The sequence below is a fragment of the Polaromonas sp. P1_E12 genome (assembly GCF_056405975.1).
In genome coordinates this window covers 221,591-245,679 of sequence record NZ_JBFUBB010000005.1, presented here as the reverse complement: position 1 = coordinate 245,679, position 24,089 = coordinate 221,591, and the positions used below count along the sequence as shown (strand labels likewise).

General features: G+C 62.6%; 26 protein-coding genes. 12 read left to right on the top strand and 14 right to left on the bottom strand.

What is annotated here, in order from left to right:
• Window positions 1-29 precede the first annotated feature (29 nt).
• Window positions 30-788 (top strand): substrate-binding domain-containing protein, encoded by a 759-nt coding sequence (locus tag AC1D13_RS15840; RefSeq protein ID WP_457282914.1) that lies wholly within the window; start codon window positions 30-32, stop codon window positions 786-788.
• Window positions 788-1,237 carry a D-aminoacyl-tRNA deacylase gene (gene dtd, locus AC1D13_RS15835; RefSeq protein ID WP_477689873.1) on the top strand — a complete coding sequence of 150 codons (450 nt, stop codon included), beginning with the start codon at window positions 788-790 and terminating at the stop codon, window positions 1,235-1,237. The genes AC1D13_RS15840 and dtd overlap by 1 nt, the downstream gene beginning before the upstream one ends.
• Window positions 1,238-1,305: 68 nt before the next feature.
• Here dtd and ybeY read toward each other — a convergent pair whose 3' ends face one another.
• Complete coding sequence (gene ybeY / locus AC1D13_RS15830) at window positions 1,306-1,761, bottom strand: rRNA maturation RNase YbeY (RefSeq protein ID WP_477689872.1); 456 nt, start codon at window positions 1,759-1,761, stop codon at window positions 1,306-1,308.
• On the bottom strand, window positions 1,751-2,767 hold the full coding sequence (locus tag AC1D13_RS15825; protein ID WP_457282911.1) for a PhoH family protein: 1,017 nt from the start codon (window positions 2,765-2,767) through the stop codon (window positions 1,751-1,753). Before AC1D13_RS15825 ends, ybeY begins: the two co-directional genes overlap by 11 nt.
• A 93-nt stretch (window positions 2,768-2,860) precedes the next feature.
• Between AC1D13_RS15825 and ruvA the strand changes: the two genes are divergently transcribed.
• Genes ruvA through AC1D13_RS15805 form a run of 4 tightly spaced genes read left to right on the top strand, consistent with a single transcriptional unit; the run spans window position 2,861 to window position 6,801 of the window.
• The gene (ruvA, locus tag AC1D13_RS15820) at window positions 2,861-3,433 is read left to right on the top strand and encodes a Holliday junction branch migration protein RuvA (protein WP_457282910.1); all 573 of its coding nucleotides are present in this window, start codon (window positions 2,861-2,863) and stop codon (window positions 3,431-3,433) included.
• A 15-nt stretch (window positions 3,434-3,448) separates the two neighbouring features.
• The gene (gene ruvB / locus AC1D13_RS15815) at window positions 3,449-4,516 is read left to right on the top strand and encodes a Holliday junction branch migration DNA helicase RuvB (protein WP_457282909.1); all 1,068 of its coding nucleotides are present in this window, start codon (window positions 3,449-3,451) and stop codon (window positions 4,514-4,516) included.
• A gap of 54 nt (window positions 4,517-4,570) precedes the next feature.
• Complete coding sequence (locus tag AC1D13_RS15810) at window positions 4,571-6,304, top strand: rhomboid family intramembrane serine protease (protein ID WP_477689871.1); 1,734 nt, start codon at window positions 4,571-4,573, stop codon at window positions 6,302-6,304.
• A gap of 11 nt (window positions 6,305-6,315) precedes the next feature.
• Window positions 6,316-6,801 carry an energy transducer TonB gene (locus AC1D13_RS15805; protein ID WP_477689870.1) on the top strand — a complete coding sequence of 162 codons (486 nt, stop codon included), beginning with the start codon at window positions 6,316-6,318 and terminating at the stop codon, window positions 6,799-6,801.
• Between the two features lie 25 nt (window positions 6,802-6,826).
• Here AC1D13_RS15805 and AC1D13_RS15800 read toward each other — a convergent pair whose 3' ends face one another.
• The 6 genes from AC1D13_RS15800 to AC1D13_RS15775 are packed head-to-tail and all read right to left on the bottom strand — an operon-like array spanning window position 6,827 to window position 11,557.
• A complete protein-coding gene (locus tag AC1D13_RS15800) occupies window positions 6,827-8,014 on the bottom strand; it encodes a DSD1 family PLP-dependent enzyme (RefSeq protein WP_457282906.1) in 1,188 nt (395 codons plus the stop codon).
• A gap of 25 nt (window positions 8,015-8,039) precedes the next feature.
• Complete coding sequence (locus AC1D13_RS15795) at window positions 8,040-8,714, bottom strand: histidine phosphatase family protein (RefSeq protein ID WP_457282905.1); 675 nt, start codon at window positions 8,712-8,714, stop codon at window positions 8,040-8,042.
• 2 nt (window positions 8,715-8,716) lie between these two features.
• Window positions 8,717-9,337 carry a DUF4136 domain-containing protein gene (locus AC1D13_RS15790; protein ID WP_457282904.1) on the bottom strand — a complete coding sequence of 207 codons (621 nt, stop codon included), beginning with the start codon at window positions 9,335-9,337 and terminating at the stop codon, window positions 8,717-8,719.
• 49 nt (window positions 9,338-9,386) lie between these two features.
• Window positions 9,387-10,337 carry a tRNA 2-thiocytidine(32) synthetase TtcA gene (ttcA, locus tag AC1D13_RS15785; protein ID WP_457282903.1) on the bottom strand — a complete coding sequence of 317 codons (951 nt, stop codon included), beginning with the start codon at window positions 10,335-10,337 and terminating at the stop codon, window positions 9,387-9,389.
• Window positions 10,338-10,357: 20 nt separating this feature from the next.
• Window positions 10,358-10,729, bottom strand: a complete 372-nt coding sequence (locus AC1D13_RS15780) for a dihydroneopterin aldolase (protein ID WP_431094939.1) — start codon at window positions 10,727-10,729, stop codon at window positions 10,358-10,360.
• 54 nt (window positions 10,730-10,783) lie between these two features.
• The gene (locus AC1D13_RS15775) at window positions 10,784-11,557 is read right to left on the bottom strand and encodes an SDR family oxidoreductase (protein ID WP_457282902.1); all 774 of its coding nucleotides are present in this window, start codon (window positions 11,555-11,557) and stop codon (window positions 10,784-10,786) included.
• A gap of 63 nt (window positions 11,558-11,620) precedes the next feature.
• On the opposite strand from AC1D13_RS15775, the gene AC1D13_RS15770 reads away from it, so the two are divergent.
• From AC1D13_RS15770 to AC1D13_RS15760, 3 genes are all read left to right on the top strand, one after another.
• Window positions 11,621-12,739 carry a class I SAM-dependent methyltransferase gene (locus tag AC1D13_RS15770; protein WP_477666784.1) on the top strand — a complete coding sequence of 373 codons (1,119 nt, stop codon included), beginning with the start codon at window positions 11,621-11,623 and terminating at the stop codon, window positions 12,737-12,739.
• A gap of 37 nt (window positions 12,740-12,776) precedes the next feature.
• A complete protein-coding gene (locus tag AC1D13_RS15765; protein WP_457282900.1) occupies window positions 12,777-12,971 on the top strand; it encodes a DUF2905 domain-containing protein in 195 nt (64 codons plus the stop codon).
• Between the two features lie 144 nt (window positions 12,972-13,115).
• Window positions 13,116-14,072, top strand: a complete 957-nt coding sequence (locus AC1D13_RS15760; protein ID WP_457282921.1) for an ROK family protein — start codon at window positions 13,116-13,118, stop codon at window positions 14,070-14,072.
• Between the two features lie 21 nt (window positions 14,073-14,093).
• Here AC1D13_RS15760 and mdtD read toward each other — a convergent pair whose 3' ends face one another.
• From mdtD to rplM, 6 genes are all read right to left on the bottom strand, one after another.
• Window positions 14,094-15,515, bottom strand: coding sequence for a multidrug transporter subunit MdtD (mdtD, locus tag AC1D13_RS15755; protein ID WP_457282899.1), 1,422 nt, complete (start codon window positions 15,513-15,515; stop codon window positions 14,094-14,096).
• A 124-nt stretch (window positions 15,516-15,639) separates the two neighbouring features.
• Window positions 15,640-16,005, bottom strand: a complete 366-nt coding sequence (erpA, locus tag AC1D13_RS15750) for an iron-sulfur cluster insertion protein ErpA (protein ID WP_122955163.1) — start codon at window positions 16,003-16,005, stop codon at window positions 15,640-15,642.
• A 168-nt stretch (window positions 16,006-16,173) separates the two neighbouring features.
• On the bottom strand, window positions 16,174-16,575 hold the full coding sequence (locus AC1D13_RS15745; RefSeq protein ID WP_477666785.1) for a bactofilin family protein: 402 nt from the start codon (window positions 16,573-16,575) through the stop codon (window positions 16,174-16,176).
• 52 nt (window positions 16,576-16,627) lie between these two features.
• Window positions 16,628-17,335, bottom strand: coding sequence for a DUF6776 family protein (locus AC1D13_RS15740; protein ID WP_477666786.1), 708 nt, complete (start codon window positions 17,333-17,335; stop codon window positions 16,628-16,630).
• A gap of 219 nt (window positions 17,336-17,554) precedes the next feature.
• A complete protein-coding gene (gene rpsI, locus AC1D13_RS15735; RefSeq protein ID WP_007867568.1) occupies window positions 17,555-17,947 on the bottom strand; it encodes a 30S ribosomal protein S9 in 393 nt (130 codons plus the stop codon).
• A 10-nt stretch (window positions 17,948-17,957) separates the two neighbouring features.
• Window positions 17,958-18,386, bottom strand: a complete 429-nt coding sequence (gene rplM, locus AC1D13_RS15730) for a 50S ribosomal protein L13 (RefSeq protein WP_007867557.1) — start codon at window positions 18,384-18,386, stop codon at window positions 17,958-17,960.
• Window positions 18,387-18,591: 205 nt separating this feature from the next.
• On the opposite strand from rplM, the gene AC1D13_RS15725 reads away from it, so the two are divergent.
• The 3 genes from AC1D13_RS15725 to AC1D13_RS15715 all read left to right on the top strand — a co-directional run bounded on the left by AC1D13_RS15725 (window position 18,592) and on the right by AC1D13_RS15715 (window position 23,984).
• A complete protein-coding gene (locus AC1D13_RS15725) occupies window positions 18,592-19,590 on the top strand; it encodes a 23S rRNA (adenine(2030)-N(6))-methyltransferase RlmJ (protein ID WP_477689869.1) in 999 nt (332 codons plus the stop codon).
• Window positions 19,591-19,980: 390 nt separating this feature from the next.
• The gene (locus tag AC1D13_RS15720) at window positions 19,981-21,915 is read left to right on the top strand and encodes a sensor histidine kinase (RefSeq protein WP_477689868.1); all 1,935 of its coding nucleotides are present in this window, start codon (window positions 19,981-19,983) and stop codon (window positions 21,913-21,915) included.
• Window positions 21,912-23,984 (top strand): protein kinase domain-containing protein, encoded by a 2,073-nt coding sequence (locus AC1D13_RS15715; RefSeq protein ID WP_457282894.1) that lies wholly within the window; start codon window positions 21,912-21,914, stop codon window positions 23,982-23,984. The genes AC1D13_RS15720 and AC1D13_RS15715 overlap by 4 nt, the downstream gene beginning before the upstream one ends.
• Window positions 23,985-24,089 lie beyond the last annotated feature (105 nt).

Sequence of the window (24,089 nt, the reverse complement as noted above, 5' to 3'; positions counted from 1 at the left end):
ACCTTCTATCCATGAGTCCAGGAGCCTTGATGAAACGAACCCCTCTTACGTTTGCCGCCCGCGTCCTTGCCTGCGCACTGCTCAGCGCCGCCGCGCAGGCGGCGGAGCTCCAGGTGCTGAGCGCCGGTGCCATCGAGCCCGGCCTCAAGGCGGCCGCGGCCGCTTTTGAAAAGCAGACCGGCCACACCGCCAAAATCACCTTCAATACCGCACCCGAGCTGAAAAAGCGCATGGACAGCAATCCGGCGTTTGACGTGGTGATCGCGCCGCCCGCCGTCATTGGGGAATTTGCCGCGGCGAGCAAGCTGGCGGAAACGCGCGCCAACGTCGGCCGTGTCGGCATGGGTGTGGCGGTGCGCGAAGGCGCGCCTGTGCCCGACATCGCCAATGCCGAGGCACTTAAACGCTCGGTGCTGGCCGCCGACTCGCTGGTGTTCAACCGCGCATCCACCGGCTTGTACCTGGAAGGCCTGCTCAAGAAGATGGATGTGTATGCGCAGGTGGAAAGCAAAACCACGCGTTACCCCGACGGCGCCTCGGTGATGGAGCACGTGCTCAAGGGCAAGGGGCGCGAGATCGGCTTCGGTGCGATGACCGAGATTCTTCTGTACAAGGACAAGGGCCTGAAGTTCGTCGGGCCGGTGCCGGCCGAAGTGCAGAACTACACGTCGTACACCGCCGCGCCGCTGGCTTCCGGCAAACAGCAGGATGTGGCCCAGCAGTTCGTCAGTTTCCTTTCCGGCCCCGTCGGCAAGCCGCTGTTTGTGGCTGCTGGTGTGACTGACTGATGAAGGCCGTGCTGCAGCGCGTGGCCGAGGCCAGCGTGGTGATTGCCGGCGAGACCGTCGGCGAAATAGGCGCCGGGCTGCTGGTTCTGGTGTGCGCCGAGCGTGGTGACACGGAGGCACAGGCTGACAAGTTGCTGGCCAAAATACTCAAGCTGCGGATTTTTTCAGACAGCGCGGGGAAGATGAATCTGAGCGTGCAGGACGTCAAAGGCGGCCTGCTTGTGGTGAGCCAGTTCACCTTGGCGGCGGACGCATCGGGCGGCAACCGGCCCAGCTTCACCGGTGCGGCTGCGCCGGACGAAGGTCGCAGGCTCTACGACTACTTCGTGGCCCAGGCCCGCGGCCTGCATCCGCAAGTCGAAACCGGGCAATTCGCAGCCGACATGCAGGTGCACCTGATCAACGACGGGCCGGTGACGATTCCCCTGCAGGTCGTACCGGGCACATGAATTTGCTATCAATTCAATAGCTGTTTGCGCTCGTCCCTATTTGGTTACAGCCCAATAATCCTTGAACCTCAGCGGTAAGGATTTTGGATGCCCAGGTCGGCCAGGATCTCGATTTCACGCGCTTCCATGGCTTCGGCATCGGCTTCGCCGGTCTCGTGGTCCCAACCCTGCGCGTGCAGCGTGCCGTGCACCAGCAGATGGGCGTAGTGGGCCTGCAGCGTTTTTTTGTTCTCTTTCGCCTCTTTGGCCACCACCGGTGCGCACAGCACCAGGTCGGCGGTCACCACGGGCTCTTGCGTGTAATCAAAGGTCAGCACGTTGGTGGCGTAGTCGCGCTGGCGGTAGTCGCGGTTCAACGCCCGGCCTTCTTCGGCGTCGACGATGCGCACGGTGATCTCACCGTCGTGCGTCAGCGCGTGGCGAATCCATCGGGCCACGCTGTGGCGCGGAAGGGCGGCGCGGTGGCGGGCGGCGTCCTTCAGGTCGCCAAACTGCAGCGACAGGCTGAGCTGCTTAAGAGCCATTGCGGCTCCGGGCGCTGGCGCGGCGGGCTGGGGCGGCAACGGGTTCCGCGTCGGCTTCGCCGGCGGGCCCGGCGGCGCCCGGCGATTTGTCATACGCATCCACAATGCGCGCAACCAACGGGTGGCGCACCACGTCGGCACTCGTCAGGCGGGTGATCGCAATGCCCTTGACGCGCTTGAGCACGCGCTCCGCGTCTACCAGGCCGCTGAGCTGCGTGCGCGGCAAGTCCACCTGGCTGATATCGCCCGTCACCACAGCCTTGCTGCCAAAGCCGATGCGGGTCAAAAACATCTTCATCTGCTCGGGCGTGGTGTTTTGCGCTTCGTCGAGGATGACGAAGGCGTGGTTCAGCGTGCGGCCGCGCATGAAGGCCAGCGGCGCGATCTCGATCTGCTGGCGCTCAAAGGCCTTTTGCACGCGCTCGAAGCCCATCAGCTCATGCAGCGCGTCATACAGCGGACGCAGGTAAGGGTCCACCTTCTGGCTCAGGTCGCCCGGCAAAAAGCCCAGGCGCTCGCCGGCCTCGACCGCCGGGCGGGTCAGCACGATGCGCTGCACCGTGCTGCGCTCCAGTGCATCGACGGCGCAGGCCACGGCCAGATAGGTTTTGCCGGTGCCGGCCGGGCCGATACCGAAAGTGATGTCGTGGGTGGCGATGTTTTCCAGGTAGGTGCCCTGGTTGGTGGTGCGGGCGCGCAGGTCGGCGCGGCGGGTCGACAGCGCCATGGCGCCGTCGGGTGCGATGCTGAGCGCGGTGTCGCCGGCCAGCATCAGCTGCACGGTTTCGGGCTCTATGGGGCGCTGGGCGATTTCGTACAGGGCCTGGAGCACTTCCAGCGCCTGGTTGGCCTTCACCTTGGTGCCGTCGATCTTGAACTGCTCGAAGCGGTGGGCAATCGTGACATCCAGCGCCACTTCGATGGTGCGGATGTGGCTGTCCATGGGTCCGCACAGGTGGCCCATGCGGGTGTTGTTCGGCGGCGTAAAGGTGTGGCGAAGAATCAAGGCGATGGTTTTCCTGAAAAGGAGGCTGATAACGGCCTAAAACACAATTGTCCGCCCAAACAGCCGCCTGCGTCTGACTGATAAGATTTGGCCATGATAGGAAGACTCTCTGGCCAGCTGGCCGAAAAAAATCCCCCGGAAATCCTGGTGGACTGCAACGGCGTCGGCTATGAAGTGCTGGTACCCATGAGCACCTTCTACAACCTGCCCGGCCTGGGCGAAAAAGTCAGCCTGTTGACGCATTTTGTGGTGCGCGAAGACGCACAAATCCTCTACGGTTTCGGCAGCGCCACCGAACGCGCAGCCTTTCGCCAGCTCATCAAGATCTCCGGCGTGGGCCCGCGCACCGCGCTCAGCGTGCTCAGCGGCATGAGTGTTGAAGAGCTTGCCCAAGCCGTCACCCAGCAGGAAGCCGGCCGCATCATCAAGGTGCCCGGCATCGGCAAAAAGACCGCCGAACGCCTGTTGCTGGAACTCAAGGGCAAACTGGGCGCCGACATCGGTATCCAGGTCAGCGTCGCCAACGATGCCCAGTCAGACATCCTGCAGGCCTTGGTGGCGCTGGGCTACAGCGACCGCGATGCGGCGCTGGCACTGAAGGCACTGCCCAAGGACATTGGCGTGAGCGACGGCATCAAGCTGGCATTGAAGGCCTTGGCTAAATAGCCGAAGTAGTCCAGCATGACCATTCAGACTGACGACTTCTCTCCGGGTGATTTTCCGCCCACCAAGCGCGTGATGTCGGCCGCGCCGGCCTCACCCGGTGAGGAGGCGATCGAGCGCGCCTTGCGCCCCAAGCTGTTTGACGAGTACGTCGGCCAGACCAAGGTGCGCGACCAGCTGGAAATTTTCATTGGCGCGGCCAAAAAGCGCAGCGAGGCGCTGGACCACGTGCTGCTGTTCGGCCCGCCCGGCCTGGGCAAGACCACGCTGTCCCACATCATTGCGCACGAACTCGGCGTGAACCTGCGGCAAACATCGGGCCCGGTGCTGGAAAAGCCCAAGGACCTGGCCGCACTGCTGACCAACCTTGAAAAGAACGACGTTCTCTTCATCGACGAAATCCACCGCCTGAGCCCGGTGGTCGAAGAAATCCTCTACCCCGCGCTGGAGGACTACCAGATCGACATCATGATCGGCGAAGGCCCGGCGGCACGCAGCATCAAGCTCGATCTGCAGCCCTTCACGCTGGTGGGCGCCACCACGCGCGCCGGCATGCTGACCAACCCGCTGCGCGACCGCTTCGGCATCGTCGCGAGGCTGGAGTTTTATACGCCCGACGAACTCGCGCGCATCGTGCGGCGCAGCGCCAAGCTGCTCAATGCGCCCATGGATGAAGAAGGCGGTTTTGAAATTGCCCGCCGGTCACGCGGCACACCGCGCATCGCCAACCGCCTGCTGCGCCGTGTGCGCGACTATGCCGACGTGAAGGGCACCGGCCACATCTCGCTGGACATCGCCAACAAGGCGCTTGCCATGCTCGACGTGGACCCGCAGGGCTTTGACGTGATGGACAGAAAGCTGCTGGAGGCTGTCATCCACCGCTTCGACGGCGGCCCGGTGGGGCTGGACAACATCGCCGCCAGCATCGGCGAGGAGCGCGACACGATCGAAGACGTGATCGAACCCTATTTGATCCAGCAGGGCTATCTGCAGCGCACGCCGCGCGGGCGCATCGCCACGCTGGCCGCCTACCGCCACCTGGGCGTGGCGCCGCCGCAGCAGGGACAGGACTTTTTCGGCGCGTAACACCTTTGAAAAACAGGCCCGCTCACCGGGGTGGCAAGGGCAGGAGGGGGAATAATGGAATTTCCGGATACCGTTCCGTCGGCAGAGCTGAATGGCGATGTAGCTGCCGGCGCCACTCTCGATGCTTATGTGCGTGAGTTTTCCCCATCGTGGCGCAGCACGACGGGTACCTTGACGATCCTCTTTTTGTTCCTCGCGGCCATTCCGGCCTTGATGCTCGTGTTTGTCCCGTTCACCGGCTTTCCGGGGTGGCGGGTGTTCTCCCTGGGTGGCCTGCTGTGGCTTGCCTGGCTTCTCGGGCGGCAGCTTGTCAGCAAGCGTCCCGCGCTTCGCGTGGGTCCGGAAGGCATCAGCGCCGCCGTATTGAAAAACAGGTGCATCGCGTGGTCCGAGGTTTCCGACATTGAGTCGCAGACTGTGCAAGGCAACACGTCGATCATCGTGTCGCTCGCGCCGCACGTGAACGAAAAATGGTGGTGGGGCAGCCGTAAAAAGCGCCTCGGTGTTCCATTGAGCAGCATCAAGACCAAAGACCACACCCAGGCGATAGCGGCTGTGACGCAGGCCTTTGCCGCTTACGGCGGGCGCGGCTTCATGCAGGCCATGGCACAACGAACGGCAGAACTCAAGGCGGCCGAGGACTTTGAGGCCCGGCTCAAACAGCTCACGCCCGTGACGTGGGCGCTTTACCTGGTCGTGTGCCTGAATGTTGCCGTTTGGCTGGCCAATCTGGGTTCCGGATTGAACGCATTGAAGCCCTTGCCGTCGGATCTTCTGGCCTGGGGCGCCAATTCGGCGGCCTCGGTAGTGGAAGACCGGCAATACTGGCGCCTGCTGACGGCCGCTTTCCTGCATGGCGGTTTTTTGCATCTCGCGCTGAACATGCTGGGCCTGTGGGAGGCCGGCAGGCAACTCAACCGGCTTCACGGCAATTTCCAGTTCCTGCTGATTTATCTGGCCAGCGCACTCACCGGTAGTGCGCTCAGCCTGCACTTTTCCGCCCAGCAATCGGTTTCAGTGGGCGCTTCCGGCGCGGTGTTCGGTGTCCTGGGGGCCTTGCTGGTCGCGATGCACCAGCACCGCGGGCAGATACCCGGTCTCACCACCAAGAAGGTGATGACCAGCCAGGGGGTTTTTCTGGCCTATGCCCTTGTCCAGGGTTTCAGCCAGCAGGGCATCGACAATGCCGCTCACGTGGGTGGCCTCGTTGCGGGATGTGTACTGGCCTGGCTGCTGACAGAGAAGATCGCTGATGCGGTCACGCCGGCGCGGCGGCTTTCAACGGCAACCATCGGTGCGCTGGTGTCGGCCATGGCGGTGGCCGCACTGGTAGTCACAACACCCACCCCTTCCGTGCACCATCGGCAGCTGTTTGAATTCCAGGCCGGGTTGACCCGCATTTTGCCCGCGATGCAAGCCGCGGAGAAAGCCTTTCAGGCCGACGTCAAAGCTTTTCGGGAAGGCAAGATGCCGGAGCCTGAATTTGTCCAGGCGATAGAAGCACGGCACCTGCCGGGTTACCAGGCCGTCCAGCGCGCCCTGGCCCCGCTGGACATTCCCGCCAATGACAAAATCGGCGCCGGCATGCGCGACGTCAAGCGCGCCAACAATCTGATGGTGGAACTGATGCAAATCCAGCTGGCCACTGCACGTGCCGTGCAGGGCGATGTCACCGCCGCAGCCGGCCAGGCCCGCGTACGGGTGATCAGCGCGGAGCTCAAGGCCATTGATGCGCGGATTTCCGAGCGTGTGAGTGCCGCCAAGCCCAAATCCAAATCCAACCCCTGAGAAAAATAGCCATGTCTCGCCGTTCCCTGATTTCGCCGGGCCTGATGTTTTGTTGGGCAATGGCGGTCGGGGGCTGCGCGGTCCCGGCACCGGGACCGCGCACGCCCAATCCAGCCGTGCCTCTCGCTTCCACGTCCAGCCTGCCGGAATTCCCCGAGCTGTTCCGGCAGATGGGAAAACTCTACGCTGATCATCCGCAGGCGCCACAGGTGCAGGACGGCGACGGTATGGGGCAAAAAATTTCCATCGCGCGCGTGCGCAAGCCCGGCGCGCTCGACGCCTTGCAGGCTTACCGTGCGCAGGGCATCCATGGCCGCGTCGTCGTGATCACACTGCTGGACGCCGAGGGCAAGCTGCTTGATGCACGGGTGCTGTCGTCCACGCATGCCGAGCTCAATGGGGTCGTGCTGCAGTCGGCACGCGAAGCGGTGTACCGCGGCGGGCGCATCAATGGCGCGCCCTCGCCGATGTATGCAGTCTACGGCGTGAACTTCTAGGCGCGCTGTTTTACGCGCAGGGGAGTCAGGTCAGCGCGCCGCGGGCGTCGACCTGGTAAATGCGCTGCACCGTACCGTGGCGCAGGCCACCGGCCACGCCGATCATGGCGTCGTGCAAATTCACGGTAGGGTCGCAGTGGCCGGGAATCAGCCACAGCATGCTACCCAGGCCCGGCAGGCGCTTGCTGTCGCCCGCGGGCCGCAAGATACCGTGCTCGTCGCCGCCATTGAAATAGGCCAGCTCGCTTTCGCTGTCAAAGGCATGCACCAGCGGCAGGCCGGAATCAATGGCGTGGCTTTTGTGGCCGGCGTCGCACACCGCATGGCTGCCGTGCGTGCTGATCACCTGGGTTTTGACGAACAGTGCGTGTTCGAACTGCGGCTGCGACGGGTCCCGTTCGTTTTGGGCGTAGTCGGCGTCCATGAACATGAAAGAGCCGGCCTGCAGTTCGCCGTAGACGCCGCTGGCGGCCTCCAGCATCAGGCTACCGGTGCCCGCACCCGTAACCAGGTCTACCGTGATGCCCTGGGCTTCTACCAGTTTGCGCGTCAGGAGCACGGCCTCCACCGCCCTGGCAATGGCGTCGCGCCTTTCCTGGGCGCTGCGCATGTGCTGGGCCTTGCCGTGGTAGGCCTGCAAGCCGGCAAAACGCAGCGCAGGGTGTTTGCGGATTTCCAGCACCAGCGTGACGGCGGCGGCGCCGGGCTCGACACCGCAGCGCCCCTGGCCGACGTCGATTTCCACAAACACGTCGATCACGGTGGCACCCGCATTCTTGTTGTTGATGCGGGCCTCCGTCATGGCCTGCGCCAGACGGATCACACCCTCGGTGCTGTCCACCGCAATAGCAAGGTGGCCGCCTTGGGCCGCGACTTTTTGGGTGAGCGCCGCCACACGGGCCAGCTTGGCCGGGGCGATGACCTCATTGCTGATGTAGACGTTGTACACACCGCCAGCCACCATAATTTCGGCTTCGGACGTTTTTTGCACGCACACGCCAATGGCGCCGGCCCGCATCTGCGCCTTGGCCAGCGCGACGCTTTTGTGCAGCTTGGCATGGGGACGCCAGCGGACATTGTGCTTCTTGGCAAATTCAGCCATGCGCGCAAGGTTGCGCTTCATTGCGTCCAGGTCGATGACCAGGGCGGGCGTGTCGATGTCGTTGACCGGTTTCCCGATCAGTTCGGCCAGGCGGGGCGGCTGTGTGCTCATGAGTGCGTTGATGTTTATTCTGCGCTTATTGTGCGCTGAGACGGGCGCCGGCATCGCCGCCGGAAAATCCGTTGTCGTCCAGTGCGTCGTTTTCCAGGTGCTGCGTGTCGGCCCAGCCCACCAGGGAAAAGCCCTGGGGCGTCCAGAGCAGGCGGTTGATGGCCGTGTTGCCCAGCGCCCAGGTGCGCGGGGCCTGGATGTCCAGCCGCGTGGCGGCGCGGTAAAGCACATCCATCACCCCTCCGTGGCCGACCATGGCGATCAGCTCGCCCGGGTGCGCGGCCGCCAGACGCTCGGCGGTGGCCACCACCCGGCTGCGCAAATCCAGCAGCGACTCGCCGCCGGCAGGCGCAAACTCCGGATCCCGCTTGCGCCATCGCATCGACTGCTCGGGCAGCAGGGCCTCGATCTCCGAAAAGGTTTTCCCTTCAAAGTCGCCGAAGCCGCGCTCCCGCAGGCCTTCCTCACGCGTCACCTCGATGCCCAGCACACGGCCCAGGTACTCCGCGGTTTCCCAGGCGCGTGTCAGGTCGCTGGCGTAGATGGCAGTGATCGGTTCGTCGGCCAGCGCGAGCGCCATGCGTTCGGCCTGCCGGCGGCCGGTGTCGTTGAGGGGGATGTCCAGGTGGCCCTGAATGCGGGTATCCACATTCCAGGTGGTTTCACCGTGACGTATGGCAATGACGCGCGTTGATTCCATTGTTATCGGGGAATCTCGACATTGATGCGGCGCGTACCCGGCGGCGGCTGCGGGAAGCCGCGCAGAGCCGAGTCCAGCATGGCGGGCAGCACAGCCGGGGTATCCGACCAGACGCCGTCGTGCAGCGCCCGTGTTTCATAGGCGACCTGGTTGGTGCGAAGGTCGCGCATCACGATGCTCAGCTCGCGCTTGAAATAGGTCGGCTCCGAGATTCCGCCGCCGATTGGGAACGACAGGCCGACCCCGACGCCGCGGCTGCCGCCGCCCATGAACACACCGCTTCCAAACCCAAAACCGCCGTAGGGGCTGTAGCCATAGGGGCCGCGGTCGATGATCTGGGTGGTGGCCACAATCTGCACGCTGTAGCGTGCGACGGGCGGGTTGAGCTCCATTCCCACCTTGGCCAGGGCGCTGCGTGCCATGCCTTCAACGGCATCCTGCGGCGAGCCGGCGGCCTGCTGGGAAGGCAGGCGCTCAAAGCGATACGGTGTGCCAGGCGCAGGCGGCGGGCCGTTCCAGTTGTAGAAGGCAGTGACATCACTGTCGACCAGGCGCACGGTGGAACAACCCGCCATGACAAGGGCCATGGCTGCCATGAAGAAAATCGCCAGTGCACGTCTCATGGGGCCTCCAGGGTAATGCGTTGAAAACGAAGAACGTTGAAAAAGTCAATCAGCCCGAATGCACGCCGATCACGGACAATCCCGGAGGCACCGGCTCCCGGAACTCTTCTGCGTCAAAAGCCTTGTCGCCTTCCGGGTCGGCAATGCCCGTTGTCTTGATGCCCCTGAAATCGTGGCGCTTGTTGTCCATCAGGTGCGACGGCACGATGTTTTGCAGCGAGGCGAACATGTTCTCCAGCCGTCCGGGGAATTTTTTCTCCCATTCGCGCAGCATGTTGCCGACCTGCTTGCGCTGCAGGTTTTCCTGGCTGCCGCACAGCGTGCACGGGATGATGGGAAATTCGCGCACCTGCGCCCAGCGCGTCAGGTCTTTCTCGGTCACGTAGGCCATGGGGCGGATAACGATGTTCTTGCCGTCGTCGCTCACCAGCTTGGGCGGCATGCCCTTGAGCTTGGCCGCAAAAAACATGTTGAGGAAAAACGTCTGCAGCATGTCGTCGCGGTGATGGCCCAGCGCAACCTTGGTACAGCCCAATTCGCCCGCCACGCGGTACAAAATGCCGCGGCGCAGGCGCGAGCACAGCGAGCACAGTGTTTTGCCTTCAGGGATCACGCGCTTGACGATGCTGTAGGTGTCCTGGTTTTCGATGTGAAAGGGTACGCCCAGCTTGCCGAGATAGTCCGGCAGGATGTGCTCCGGGAAACCGGGCTGTTTCTGGTCGAGATTGACGGCCACCAGTTCGAAGTTGATGGGCGCTCGCTTTTGCAGCTTCAGCAAAATGTCGAGCATGGCGTAGCTGTCTTTGCCGCCCGAGACGCACACCATGACCTTGTCGCCTTCTTCAATCATGTTGAAGTCGACAATGGCGCGGCCGACTTCGCGGCACAGGCGTTTTTCAAGCTTGTGGTCTTCGCGCTCGATCTTCATGCTGTTTTGCACGCGCGCGGAGCTTTCCTGCTGCTCGTGTTCCGCGACAGCATCTTCCCAAACAGCACTCATATCATTCACTCCCATATCGTTCACCACTGTCCCGTCTCGATGCGAATGGCTACTTCGCAGTCGTCAAAAATTTCAAGTTTGGCGATCTTCACCCGCACGCCCAGCACGCCGGGCAACTTCATCAGCCGGTGCGCCAGCTTGCCGATCAGGCTTTCCAGCAAGTTGACGTGTTCCGAGGTGCATTCGGTGATGATGATCTGCCGCACCTTGCGGTAATCCAGCACATGGTGGATGTCGTCGTCATGGGGCAGCAGCGGCTGTGTGCCCAGGTTCAGTTCGGCATCGACCTGGATCGGTTGCGGCGCGGTTTTTTCGTGATCCAGAATGCCCAGGTTGGCGTCAAAGCGCAAACCGGTGAGGTTCAGGATCTGGGTGCCCCGGGAATTGAACATGGTGCCAGTCTGTAGTGGGTCAGTTGTGGTGATGTGTAAGCCGTTGCCGATGGCTTACATCAGCGAAAAATCGCGCTCGAACTTCATCAGGTGCTGGCCGCCATCCACCAGCAGCGTGGTGCCGGTGATGGAGCTGTTCTCCAGTGCAAACTTCACCGCGGCCGCCACGTCGGCGGGGGTGGACGACCGGCCCAGCGGCGACAGTTTGTGACGGGCCTCGAATTGTTCGTCGGTGAGCAGGTGGCTGGTCAGCGTCAGCCCCGGCGCAACGCCGACCACACGAACCTGCGGCGCCAGCGCCAGCGCCAGCATGGTGCCGGCCGCTTCCAGCGCGGCCTTGGAAAGCGTGTAGCTGAAAAAGTCGGGGTTCTGGTTCCAGAGCTTCTGGTCCAGCAGGTTGACGACGGCCCCCCTGGCACCGCGCGAGGCCACATGCGCATGCAGGGCCTGGGCCAGCACGATGGCGGCGCCGGTGTTGCTGTGCAGATGCCGGTCCATGGCGGCGAAACCGAAGCTGGCGGCACTGTCTTGCTCAAAGGTCGAGGCGTTGTTCACCACGGCATCGACCTGGCCCATGCGCTCCACCACGGCCGGCAACAGGCCGCGCACCGCCGTTTCGTCGTTTAAATCTGCATGAAAAGCGGCTGCAGCGCCCGACAGTTGTGCGCAAGCAGCTACTGTTTTAATAGCATCTTCTTCGGAGCTGCGGTAATGCACCGCCACCTGCCAGCCGCCGGCCGCGAGCGCCAGCGCGATGTCGCGGCCCAGCCGCCTGGCGGCGCCGGTCACGAGGACAACGGGTCGGGATGATGGCGGGGTTGGGGTCATGGGTGGTTAGGGTTGGCAAAAAGGTCAGGGACGTATCGCCGACAATTGCAGGCGGTGACAAACATGACCCAGACGACCAATCCCCCCATTTTACCGACCAGCCTTGCCGACCACATCGCCAAGGCCATTGACGCTGCCGGCGGCTGGATCGGGTTTGACCGTTTCATGGACATGGCGCTTTACACGCCCGGCTGGGGTTATTACGCCAATACCTCGCGCAAATTCGGCCTGATGCCGCAGTCGGGCAGCGATTTTGCGACGGCCCCAGAGATGTCCGCCCACTTTGGCCGCGCGCTGTCCCGGCAGGTGAAAGAAGCCCTGGCGGCAACCGGCACCACGGAAATCTGGGAATTCGGCGCCGGCTCGGGCGCCCTGGCGCACCAGTTGCTGGATGCGCTGGGCGACTCGGTCACGCAGTACCGCATCGTCGATTTGTCGGGCAGCCTGCGCGAGCGCCAGCAGGAACGGTTGCAGGCTTTTGCCGGCAAGGTGGACTGGGTAGCGGAGCTCCCGGCGCAGATGCGGGGCGTGGTGGTGGGCAACGAAGTGCTGGACGCCATGCCGGTGAAGCTGCTCGCGCGGCTCAACAACATCTGGCACGAGCGCGGCGTGGCCCGCCTTGAGGGAGGATTTGTCCATGCCGACAGCCCGACCGATCTCCGGCCTCCCATTGAAGTGGAAGGCGAACACGATTACGTCACAGAAATCCATCCGCAGGCGGAAGGCTTCATGCGGACACTGGCCGACCGGCTGGACGCCGGCGCCGTGTTCCTGCTCGACTACGGCTTCCCCGAACACGAGTACTACCATCCGCAACGCAGCATGGGCACGCTGATGTGCCACCGCGGCCACCTGGCCGATGCCGATACGCTGGCGGATGTGGGCAACAAGGACATCACGGCGCATGTCAACTTCACCGGCGTTGCCCTGGCAGGGCAGGAAGCCGGCCTGCAGGTGCTGGGCTATACCAGCCAGGGGCGGTTTTTGCTCAATTGCGGCTTGCTGGACGGCATGGAAAACGCCAGCCTGCAGGACCGGGCGATGCTGCAAAAGCTGGTGAACGAACATGAAATGGGTGAGCTGTTCAAGGTGATCGGGTTTGCGGTGGATTCTCCGGACGCTCCTTATTCAGGATGGGAAGCATCGGGGTTTTCTCAGGGCGACAGAAGCCACACCCTGTAGAGCCCCACGCCACAATGCCCCACATGAAAGCACCTCCATGATTCGCTGGATGATCGTGATTTTCCTGGTCCTGGTAGTCATCAGCGGCCTCACGCCCTGGCTGCACAAGCTGGGCTTCGGCAGGCTGCCTGGCGATTTCCGCTTCAGGCTGTTTGGCCGGGAATGGTTTATTCCATTGGCGACCACGGTGTTGCTGAGCCTGATCGCCACGCTGGTTGCCAAACTCATATGAAACAAATCACGCCAAAAGACTACGCGCACCCCCTCTGATGACAGATAGCATCTATCCTCAATGCGCATTGACTGATCCATCCATCGGCCCACCTCTGGAGACCCGGCCTTGAACGCAAACTCCCCCTTCCCGACACCCGTTCAGATTCCCGTGCTGCCCAAAGGCTCCGCACCCTTGCTGTGCGTTGACGTAGGCGGAACCAAGGTGGCCGTCAGCGTGGCCGATGAGCACGGCGTGCGGGGCCGGGTGACCGAAGCCACCGTCAAACAGGGCAGCCGCGACGCACTGGGCCAGCAGGTTCTGGTGTTGATGGCACGCAGCTGCGCCGAGGCGGGCATCGATCCCTCAGCCGTTTCGGCAGTGGGCGTCGCATCGTGCGGACCGTTTGCGCTGCACGACGGTCTGATCGAGCTGACAACCCCAAACATCTGCGGCGGCATGGCCGGCAAGGCGCGTGGCCTGCCCAACGACTGGCTCAGCGTGCCGCTGGAAGCACCGCTGCGCCAGGCCTTTCCCAACGTACGCGTAGAAAACGACGGCATCGCCGCACTCGAGGCCGAGCGCCGCTGGGGCGCCCTGCAGGGTCTGGAGCACTGCGCCTATGTGACCTGGAGCACCGGCGTCGGCGTTGGCCTGTGTGTTGATGGCCGGGTGCTGCACGGCAAGCACGGCAATGCGGGCCACGCCGGCCACATGTTTGTGAGCGACAGCCATGACGCGCTGTGCGGCTGCGGCAATATCGGCGACCTGGAAGCCTTGGTGGCCGGCAATGCGATAGAGCGGCGGTTTGCCGGCGCGGGCCACGCCGGCGCGATCAACCTCTTTGCCGCCGCGCGCGCGGGCGATGCCAGCGCAACGGTGATGGTCGACGAGCTTTGCCGGGTGATGGGTCGCGCCCTTTACAACCTTGTGGTCACGCTGGATCTCCAGCGCATCAGCCTCGGAGGGAGCGTGTTCCTGAATCACCACGACTATCTTTTGCCGCGCCTTCGGGCCCAGATACAGGGCAAGCTGCCCGCCCTGACGGATGGCGTTGAACTGGTGACGGCCGGGCTGGGCGAACGGGTCGGGGACTTTGCAGCCTTGGCACTGGTGAGTTGACGCGGCTGCCGGCAGATAAAACTAGCCCTGCCCCGAAGCCTCGGTCGCTTCAGCCTTCTTCACCACCCTCACCTGCGGCGACAGCTGCCAGAAAATCCCCGCCGACGCCAGCGTGATCAGCCCCATCGCGGCGAACGTTGCCTGGAAGGAATGCAGCGTCTGCACAGCCTCGCCCGCGCCGAAGAAGCCGGTGAAAGCGGCCAGCACCGCGCCCGCGGCGGCCACGCCCATGCTCATCGCCAGCATCTGCACCATCGACAGCAAACTGTTGCCGCTGCTGGCCATGCTGCTGTCCAGGTCACGCAGGGTCACGGTGTTCATCGCCGTGAATTGCATCGAGTTGACCGCGCCAAAACACGCCAGCTGGAGGATGTGCAGCCACAGCGGCTGCGCCGGCGTCACGAAAGCAAAACTCGCCATCGTCAGGCCCACCAGCGCGGTGTTGCTCACCAACACCCTGCGATAGCCGTAGCGCGTGATCAGCGGTGTGGTGACGCGCTTGACCAGCATGCTCGCCACGGCAACCGGCACCATCATCATCCCCGCCTGCAACGGCGAATAGTCCAGGCTGACCTGCAGCAGGAGTGGCACCAGGAAAGGCATGCACGAGCTGCCCAGGCGTGAGAACAAATTGCCCAGCAGTCCGATGCTGAGTGTGGGAATCGAGAACAGCCGCGGCGAAAACAACGGGTCAGGCCGTTTGGCGGCATGCAGCCAGTACGCGGTAAGGCTGGCCATGCCAAACACCAGCAGCACCAGCACGCTGGCCTGTTTCAGGCCCAGGCCCGACAGCCCATCCACCGCCAGCGACACGGCCACCATGCCGAAGGCCAGCAAAAGGTAGCCCGGCAAGTCGAAACGCGGCATTTGAAGCCGTGGGTTGTCCTCCATGTAGAAAAGCGTCGCCACGCAGCCCAGTACCCCCACCGGAATGTTGATGAGGAACACCCAGTGCCAGGAAGCCACCTGGACCAGCCAGCCGCCCAGCGTGGGCCCGATCAGCGGGCCAACCAGGCCCGGAATGGCAATGAAGCTCATGGCCTGTAAAAAGCGCTCACGCGGAAAGGCGCGCAGCACCGCCAGCCGGCCCACCGGCAGCAGCAGCGCCCCGCCCATCCCCTGCACCACCCGCGCCGCCACCAGCTGCATCAGGTTGCCGGACAGCGCGCAGGCGATGGAGCCAATGACGAACAGCGAGATCGCCCCCACATACACCCGCCGCGTGCCAAAGCGGTCGGCGATCCAGCCGGACGCGGGGATCAGCATGGCCATGGTGAGGGAATAGGCCACCACCACCGACTGCATGCGCAAAGGGCTTTCGCCAAAGCTGCGGGCCATGGCCGGCAAGGTGGTGTTGACGATGGTAGCGTCCAGCGTCTGCATGAAAAAGCCGATGGCTACGAGCCAAAGCAGCATGCGCAATGATTTTTCTTCTGCCTGCATGGATGAGAGATGCGAAAGGGCGAACTTGGTTCACCGCATGGGGAATCAAGAAGACAAGAGGATGGCCGGACAGCAAAAAGCCGCCTCGAAGGCGGCTTTTAAAGCGAAGGCGTTGAGTTCCGCCTCAGGCCGAGAAGCTGGATCCGCAACCGCAGGTGCTGGTGGCGTTGGGGTTCTTGATGACGAATTGCGCGCCTTCAAGGTCGTCCTTGTAGTCGATTTCGGCGCCCACCAGATACTGGTAGCTCATGGCGTCGATCAGCAGGGACACGCCATTTTTGGTCATGGTGGTGTCGTCTTCGTTGGTGATTTCATCGAAGGTGAAACCGTACTGGAAACCGGAGCAGCCCCCGCCCTGCACAAAGACGCGCAGCTTCAGATCCGGGTTGCCTTCTTCGGCAATCAGCTCAGCCACTTTGGACGCGGCGCTGTCGGTGAAGACAAAGGGCGCGGGCATTTCGGTCTGGATATTTTCGGCAACGGCACTCATGGGGACTCCAATACATAAAGCGAATCAGGGTTCGCGATTCGAGGCGTTCAGGCCTCTGGCGACACTTATGGGCAAATAGTACAGCAATTCAATCAACCATAACGCCCATGCGTGTTAGGCCGTGCGGTCTATTTGTGAGCGCTTACTCGCTCAATTAACCCCAATCAATCAGATGTTGTTGGCGGCCAGTTTGAGCGTGGGTTTTTCTTCCAGCTCCGCGTGGCTTGTAGCGCGCAACTGTCCAAAGATGACGGCACCCTGGTGCATTTCAAGCGCCTTGTAAGACACATCGCCCTCGATTTTGGCTTTGGGCTGCAATTCAAGCAGCTCGGATGCGTGGACAGGGCCCATCACCCGGCCATTGATGATCACATGGTCGGCATGAATATGGCCAGTCACGATGGCGGACTCGCTGATCACCAGAATGCTGGAGCTGCCTTCGGCGGCGCGGATGTCGCCGATCACTTCACCGTCGATCCGCAGGCCGTCGGTGAATTTCAGGTTGCCCTCAATGCAGCTGCCTTGGGCGATCAGGCTTTTGATGGGCGGCTGCTTCTTTTTTCCAAACATACAAAGGTTCCTGTGCTGGGGGTGGCGGTGGAAGGGAAATCGGGGGGAATTCTCAAAGCTTGAAGGTCTGGGCAGATCTGACCGCTGTCCCCTCAATGACTTTAGCTGTAACTGTTTGTACCATGGCTTGGGGGGGCAAGTCGAGGACACCTTCCACACGAAGGTACTGTTTGAACTGTAAAGTTTGCGGTCCGCCGGGCAAAGTCATCGTCCAGGGTTTTCCGTCCTGCGTGCCATGAACCGTCAGATCAAGTTTCCCGTTGAAATTAGGTGCACCCTTGACGGGCTGGATCACCAGGACCTGCCATTTGAGCTGGGTTCCCGACAATACCTCGGCCTGCAGGCTGCGGATGGCGACAACCTCGGCGCTACCAGCCGGCAAAAGCTTCTGAAAGAATCCCAGGTCGTCACGCAGGCTGCGGTTGTCGCTCTCCAGCTGCCGGATCTGGCTCATCATCTTTTCCTGCACCGCTTTTTCGGCCGTGAGCAGGCTGCCTGAAGTATTGGCAATCGATTGCGCCCTGTCGCGGTCTGCACGCAAAGTGACCACTTCCTGACGCAACACGCTGATCTCTTCCCTGGCATCGGTATCCACGCCCGCAATCCCCTTGCCGAACTCGAAGGCCCAGAGGGCGACCGCTGCGGAAAAACCCAGCATCAGGGCACCGGCGATCCACCGCAAGGGCCAGGGGAGCGAGCTGCGCACCGACATGCGCGGGGAGCTGATCGTCAGCCGGCGGCGAAACAGGCGAAATTTCAAATCGGGGGCCCTGCAGTTTTCGGTTCGAGGAGCTGCATTGTGCACGCAGACATCCGCTGAACCGCCCGATTCAGCCGTAAAGCCGGGTAAGGCTTTGCATCAGGAAAACTAAACGCTTACAAAGCATTGACAGGGCGTTGCGGGCGCCACACAAATGCTTCGGCCATGAAAAAAGCCGCCAGGTGAACCAGGCGGCTTTTGGGGAACAGCGAGAGCGGATTAGCGCTTGCTGAACTGCTTGCGGCGGCGAGCTGAGCGGAAACCGACTTTTTTACGTTCGACTTCACGTGCATCGCGGGTCACAAAGCCAGCCTGGCTCAGGGCCGGCTTGAGCGTTGCGTCGTAATCGATCAGGGCACGGGTGATACCGTGGCGCACTGCGCCGGCCTGGCCGGACTCGCCGCCGCCGTGGACGTTGACCATGATGTCAAACGTCTCGACGTGGTTCGTCAGAAACAGGGGCTGGCGGCAGATCATGATCGAGGTTTCACGACCGAAGAACACCTGGATGTCACGGTCATTGATCGTGATCTTGCCGGTGCCTTTTTTGATAAACACACGGGCGACGCTGGATTTGCGACGGCCGGTGCCATTGTTCCATTCACCAATCATCAATGGCTCCTTAGATGTCCAGCACTTTAGGCTGTTGGGCGGTATGCGGGTGCTCTGCACCACCGTACACCTTGAGTTTCTTGATCATGGCGTAGCCGAGCGGGCCCTTGGGCAGCATGCCCTTGACGGCTTTTTCCAAAGCGCGGCCGGGGTGCTTGGCTTGCATGTCGCGGAAATTGGTGGCAGTGATGCCGCCTGGATAACCGGAATGGCGATAGTAGATCTTGTCAGTCGACTTGGCGCCGGTGACGCGCAGCTGGGCTGCATTGATGATGACGATGAAGTCACCGGTATCGACGTGAGGCGTATAAATGGCCTTGTGTTTGCCGCGCAAACGGAGAGCAACTTCGCTGGCTACTCGTCCGAGGACCTTGTCGGTCGCGTCAATCACAAACCACTCGTGCGTCACGTCAGCGGGTTTTGCGCTGAACGTTTTCATGAGTTTTCTTTCGAAAAAATGGTTTGTCGGGTTCTTTTCTGCGGTCGGTGTTCTTCTGATGAGAACCTCTTAGGCAGTATTTCAAGCTCTGCCGCGGAACCACTAGGCGCTGCAGAGCCCACGATTATATGAAAAATCAAGGACTTGCGTCAATATTCAGCCGGGTATGAGGCATTTCCCCCATGCAAGAAGGTAGGATAGACCCATGTTTTCCTATCGCCACGCCTTCCACGCAGGCAACCACGCCGACGTGCTCAAGCACACCACGCTGATCGCGTTGATGAAGTATTTGACCCAGAAAGACACGGCGCTGACCGTGATCGACACACATGCAGGCGCGGGCCTGTACCGGCTTGACGGAGATTACACCGAAACCAGCGGGGAAGCTCAAGAAGGCATTTTCAGACTGCTTTCCCAACCTGTTTCCCAGACAAAGCCGGCTCCAGCCCAAGTACAGCGTGCGCAAGCAGCTCCTAAAACCATAGCAAAACCCGCCACCGCCAAACCAGCCGCAGGCGGCTGGGCGCCCGCACTGCAGGACTACATCGACCTGCTGCGCGGCCTGAACCCGCAATTCGCCGAAAGCGGCGACATCGCGCACCTGAAGATCTATCCGGGCTCCCCTTTCATCGAGCAGCAATTCCTGAGCGGGCGCGACAAGCTCAAATTGTTTGAATTGCATCCCACCGATTTCAAGTCGCTTTCCGGCAACATTGAACAGTTGGGTGTCGGCCGCCAGGTGGCGGTTTCGCGCGAAGACGGCTTTGAAGCGCTGAAAACCTTTTTGCCGCCACCCGCCCGCCGGGCGATGGTGCTGTGTGACCCCAGCTATGAAATGAAAAGCGACTATGCGCGTGTGTCGGCCTGCATGGCAGACGCCGTCAAGCGCTTCGCCACTGGCACCTATGTCGTCTGGTACCCCATCATTCCGCGGCCGGAAGCCCATGACTTGCCCCGCAAGCTCAAGACGCTGGCCGTGAAAGCCAGCCGAAGCTGGCTGAATGCCGCTTTAACGGTGAAATCGAGCAAATTAACAACAGATACCGCCGGTGACGTGGTGCGGCCAGGCCTTCCTGCCAGCGGCATGTTTGTCATCAACCCGCCCCACACCCTCAAGGCAGAGCTGCAAGCGGCCTTGCCGCAAATGGTGGCCCTGCTGGGGCAAGACCGCAATGCCGGCTTCACGCTGGAGCATGGCGGCTAGGGCTTTCAGGACGACGCCCTGCAAGGGGAGCATGGCAGCCGGCACCGCCAGCCGGTTATGCCAGGTTGGCTGTGTTGTGCGCCCAGACTTTCCTGTCTTTACCGCCGCAGTGAGTTGTGGCAAGGTTGCCCCGTAAACTTTCCCAAAGTCTGCGCCTCCATTGTCCCGCTGTGTTTCCCCTGCTTCCTGTGTCCTGATTTCCGCTTTCTTTTCTTCCTTTCCTCTTGGCTCTCCCCGCTCCCTCGGTGCTCCACCACTAACATGCCCGTCCAGGCTCAAGCTCTCCCATCCGCCGCCCCGGATACGCCGGGCCGTGGACCGCGCGTGCGTGGGAAAACGGCCAGACCGGCGGAAAAGGGAGTCAACGCCGACTCAGCAAGCGGGATGGCGATGGGCACGCCAGAGGACATGGAGCATGAAATCGAGCGCCGGGTGGCGCTTCGCACCCAGGAGCTTCGTGCATCGCTGGCGCGCTACCAGACCATGGTGGACCTCGCGACCGAAAACATCTGCGTCGGGCAGGAAGGCCTGCTCCGTTTTGCCAATCCGCCATGCCTGGCCTTGCTGGGTACAGAGGCTGGCACCATGGCCGACCGGCCCATGATCGAGTTCATCCATCCGGAAGACCGCAACTTTGTTTCCGGCAAGCACAAGCTGCGCGCCGCCGGCAACGTCGTCCCGGCTTTTGAGGCGAGATTCCAGCGCGACGACGGCACGATTTCCTGGGTGGAAATCAATGGCGTGCTGGTGGACTGGGAAGGTGCGCCGGCGGACCTTTTTTTCCTGAAAGATGTCACCGAGCGCAAAAGACTCGAGGCCCTGACCCGATCAGCCGCCGAGCGCTACCGGGCGGTCGTGGAAAACGTCAACGACGTGATCCTGGTGGTGCAAAAAGGCATCGTGCGCTTTTCCAATACCAGCGCCCAGGCCATGTTCGGCCTGACGCTCACCGGGCTGCCGTCCATGCACCTGATCCATCCCGACGACCGCGGCATGGTGCAACGCCAGCGCGAGCTCATGCAGTCAGGCACCATGGTCAGCGCCTACGAGGCCCGCTTCATCACGCCACCGCGCGAGACCATGGCGCCGGACCTGCGCACCGGATGGGCCAGCATCTACGGCACGCGCATTGAATGGGACGGCGAACCTGCCCTGCTCGTGCTCATGTCCGACATCAGCGAGCGCCGCCGGCTGGACGAAGAACTCAAGACCGCGCTGACGCAGCGCGAAGCCATCCTCGAAACCACCGCCGTCGGCGTCACCTTCCTCAAAAGCCGGCGCCACCAGTGGCTGAACCGCACGCTGGCGGCCATGCTCGGCTACAGCCCCGCCGAACTGCTGGGCCAGGAAACGCGCGTTCACTATCCCAGTGACGAGGACTTCGAACGTACCGGCGAACTCGCCTACGCGCAGATCGCGCAAACCGGATCGTTCTCGCTGGAAACGCGCATGCGCCGCAAAAGCGGTGAGCTGATCTGGGTTCAGCTTGACGGCTCGGCGCTCGACCGCAACCGCCCGCAGGAAGGCTCGGTGTGGACTTACGTGGACATCACCCGGCGCAAGGTAGCCGACGAAGAAGCCCGGCGGGCCCTGGCGCGCGAACGCGAGCTGGGTGAGCTGAAAACGCGCTTTGTGTCGATGGCCTCGCATGAATTCCGAACGCCGCTTGCCACGATCCTGTCGTCCGCAGAGTTGATCGAACACTACGGCGAAAAAATCACGCACCGCGAGCGCCAGGACATCATGGCCGACCTGGTGATCGCGGTCAAACGCATGCAGGGCATGCTTGAAGACATGCTCACCGTCGGGCAGGCCGACGCCGGCAAACTCAAGCTCAACCTGAAACCGCTGGATATCGCGGCGCTGTGCCGCAAGCTCGTGACCGAAATGCACACCAGCGACGCCGGCCAGCATGCGATTGAATTTGAAGCCCCTATCGGCCACGACGCTTTTTCACAGCTGGTCATGCTCGACGAACGGCTGGTCCGGCACATTGCCAGCAACCTGCTGGCCAACGCCTGCAAATATTCGCCCGCCGGCAGTGTGGTGGTGCTCACGCTGGACCGCCGGCAGGACGAGTCCGGGGACCACCTGATCCTGCGCGTCAGTGACGAAGGCATCGGCATTCCGCCCTCGGACCTGCCGCGCCTGTTCGAGAGCTTTCACCGCGGCTCCAATGTAGGCAACCGCCAGGGTTCCGGACTGGGCCTGGCCATTGTCAAACACGCCGTTGACCTGCATCACGGCAAAATCGAGGTGGCAAGCATGCCGGGAACGGGCACACAGTTCACGATCAGCCTGCCCATTTCTCAAGGAACCCCATGACCCTGATCCTGATCGTTGAGGACGACGACGCCATCCGCAGCAACATCGTGCGGCTGCTCAAGCTTGAAGGTTTTGAAACGGCCGCGGCCGCAGACGGCCGGCAAGGCCTGGAGCAGGCCCGCGCAAGCCGCCCCGACCTGATCGTCTCCGACGTCGGCATGCCCGGCATGAACGGCTTTGAACTGCTGGCAGCCGTGCGCGCCGACCCGCTGCTGGTCAACACCCCCTTCATGTTGCTGACCGCGCTGGACGACCGCGAGAGCATGCGCCGCGGCATGACGGCCGGCGCCGACGATTATTTGTCAAAACCCTTCAGCCGCGCAGAACTGCTCGACGCCGTCAATGCACAGCTGAAGAAAAAAGCACGGGTGCGTGAAGCCATCGACTCGGGTGTTGCCGCCGGCGAAGAACGCCTGCGTGCAGCTTTTGCCAGCCGCATCAGCGGCAGCCGTCCCGACAGCGTACCGGTTGATATTCCGGCCAGCGCGCAAACCGAAGAACTGGCCAATGCCACTGTGCTGGTGGCCAGCATCCGCAATTTCACCTCGCTGGCTGAAAAACTCAATGCTGCGGAAGTGTCGCAACTGCTCACCGAATATTTTGAACGTATCTCCGAACCGGTACTGAAAAACAGTGGTCGGCACATCAAGTTTGTCGGCGATGGGCTGATGGCGGTGTTTGTCGACACCCTCACCGGTTCGCCGCTGCCGGCCCCGCGCCGCGCTATTTCTGCGGCCCTTGCCATGGCACTGGCCACGCACGAATTCCGCGACTGGCTGGAGCAGCGCTTCGGCGGCCGCGCGCTGCCGCCGTTTGCCATGGGCATCGGCATCCACAGCGGCGCCGTCACGCTGTGCCAGCTCGGCACGCAGCAGACCAAGGAACTCACGCCCGTGGGCGAAACCGTAACCCTGGCCTCGCGGCTGGAAGACGCCACCGAAGAAAAGGGCTGGACAGTGATGGCCAGCGAGCAGACGCTCGGCGAAGCCGGCACCGGCATCCAGACCGGCATCCACACCTCGCTCTCGCTGCCCGGGCGCAACCTCGCCATCGATGTGGCCGAGGTCACAGGCCTCATCACCACCATGGACGACAAGATCCATGGCATGGCCAGCCTGACCGAGCGCGCCAGCGAGATCAGCGACGCCGTGCGCGCCAATTCGGACATCACCGCACGCGCGGTCAAGGGCGCGCTGGACGCCAAGCTCTCGGCGCTGAAAGACCTGCGCTTTGACGCCAGCAGCGAGGCGGTACGCCTCAAAGGCTACCGCATCACGCGCAAGATCGGCGCCGGCGGCATGACCGAGGTCTACCTGAGCGAACGTGAATCCGACGGCCTGCCGATCGTGCTCAAAGTGCTGGACTCTCGGGGCAAGGAAGCCTCGGAACACCTGGTGCGCTTCATCCAGGAATACGCCCTGCTCTGCAAGATCGACCATCCGCACGTGATCAAGATCTACGACCAGGGATTCACCGACGAGCACGCCTACATCGCGATGGAGTACTTCGAACGCGGTGACCTGCGCAGCCTGTTCGGGCCCGACCTGGCCCGCTCGCAGGCGCTGACGGTGGCGCGCGAGGTCGCCCAGGCGCTGTCGGCCATCCACGCGCACGGCATTGTTCACCGCGACATCAAGCCTGAAAACGTCATGCTGCGCGCCGACGGCAGCGTGGCGCTGGCCGACTTCGGCATCGCCAAATCCATGCTGCAGGCCCCCAGCATGGGCCTGACCCAAACCCACCACGGCGACGTCGTGGGAACGCCCTACTACATGAGCCCCGAGCAGGCCACCGGTCGCAAAGTGACGGCGCAGTCCGACCTCTACAGCCTGGGTGTGATGCTGTTCGAAATGCTGGCCAACCGTCGGCCCTACGTTGCCGAATCGCTCGAGCTGCTGCTGGCCAAACACCTGAATGCCGATACCCCCGCACTTCCCGAAGTGCATGCGGAATTGCAAGGCGTCGTCAACAAGCTGATGGCCAAAAGCCCCGAGCACCGCTACGAATCAGCCGAAGCCTTTCTGCTCGAACTGGAAAGTATTGCGCCCGCACCTGAAATCAGCCTGTGAAAAAAGGCCCACCCCCCGTCCAGGCTCACTTCGTGTGGCCTGTTCCCCCTTCCAGGGGGCGGCGCCTGGGGCCGGCAAAGCCGGACCCTCGGCCCCCACTGGTAA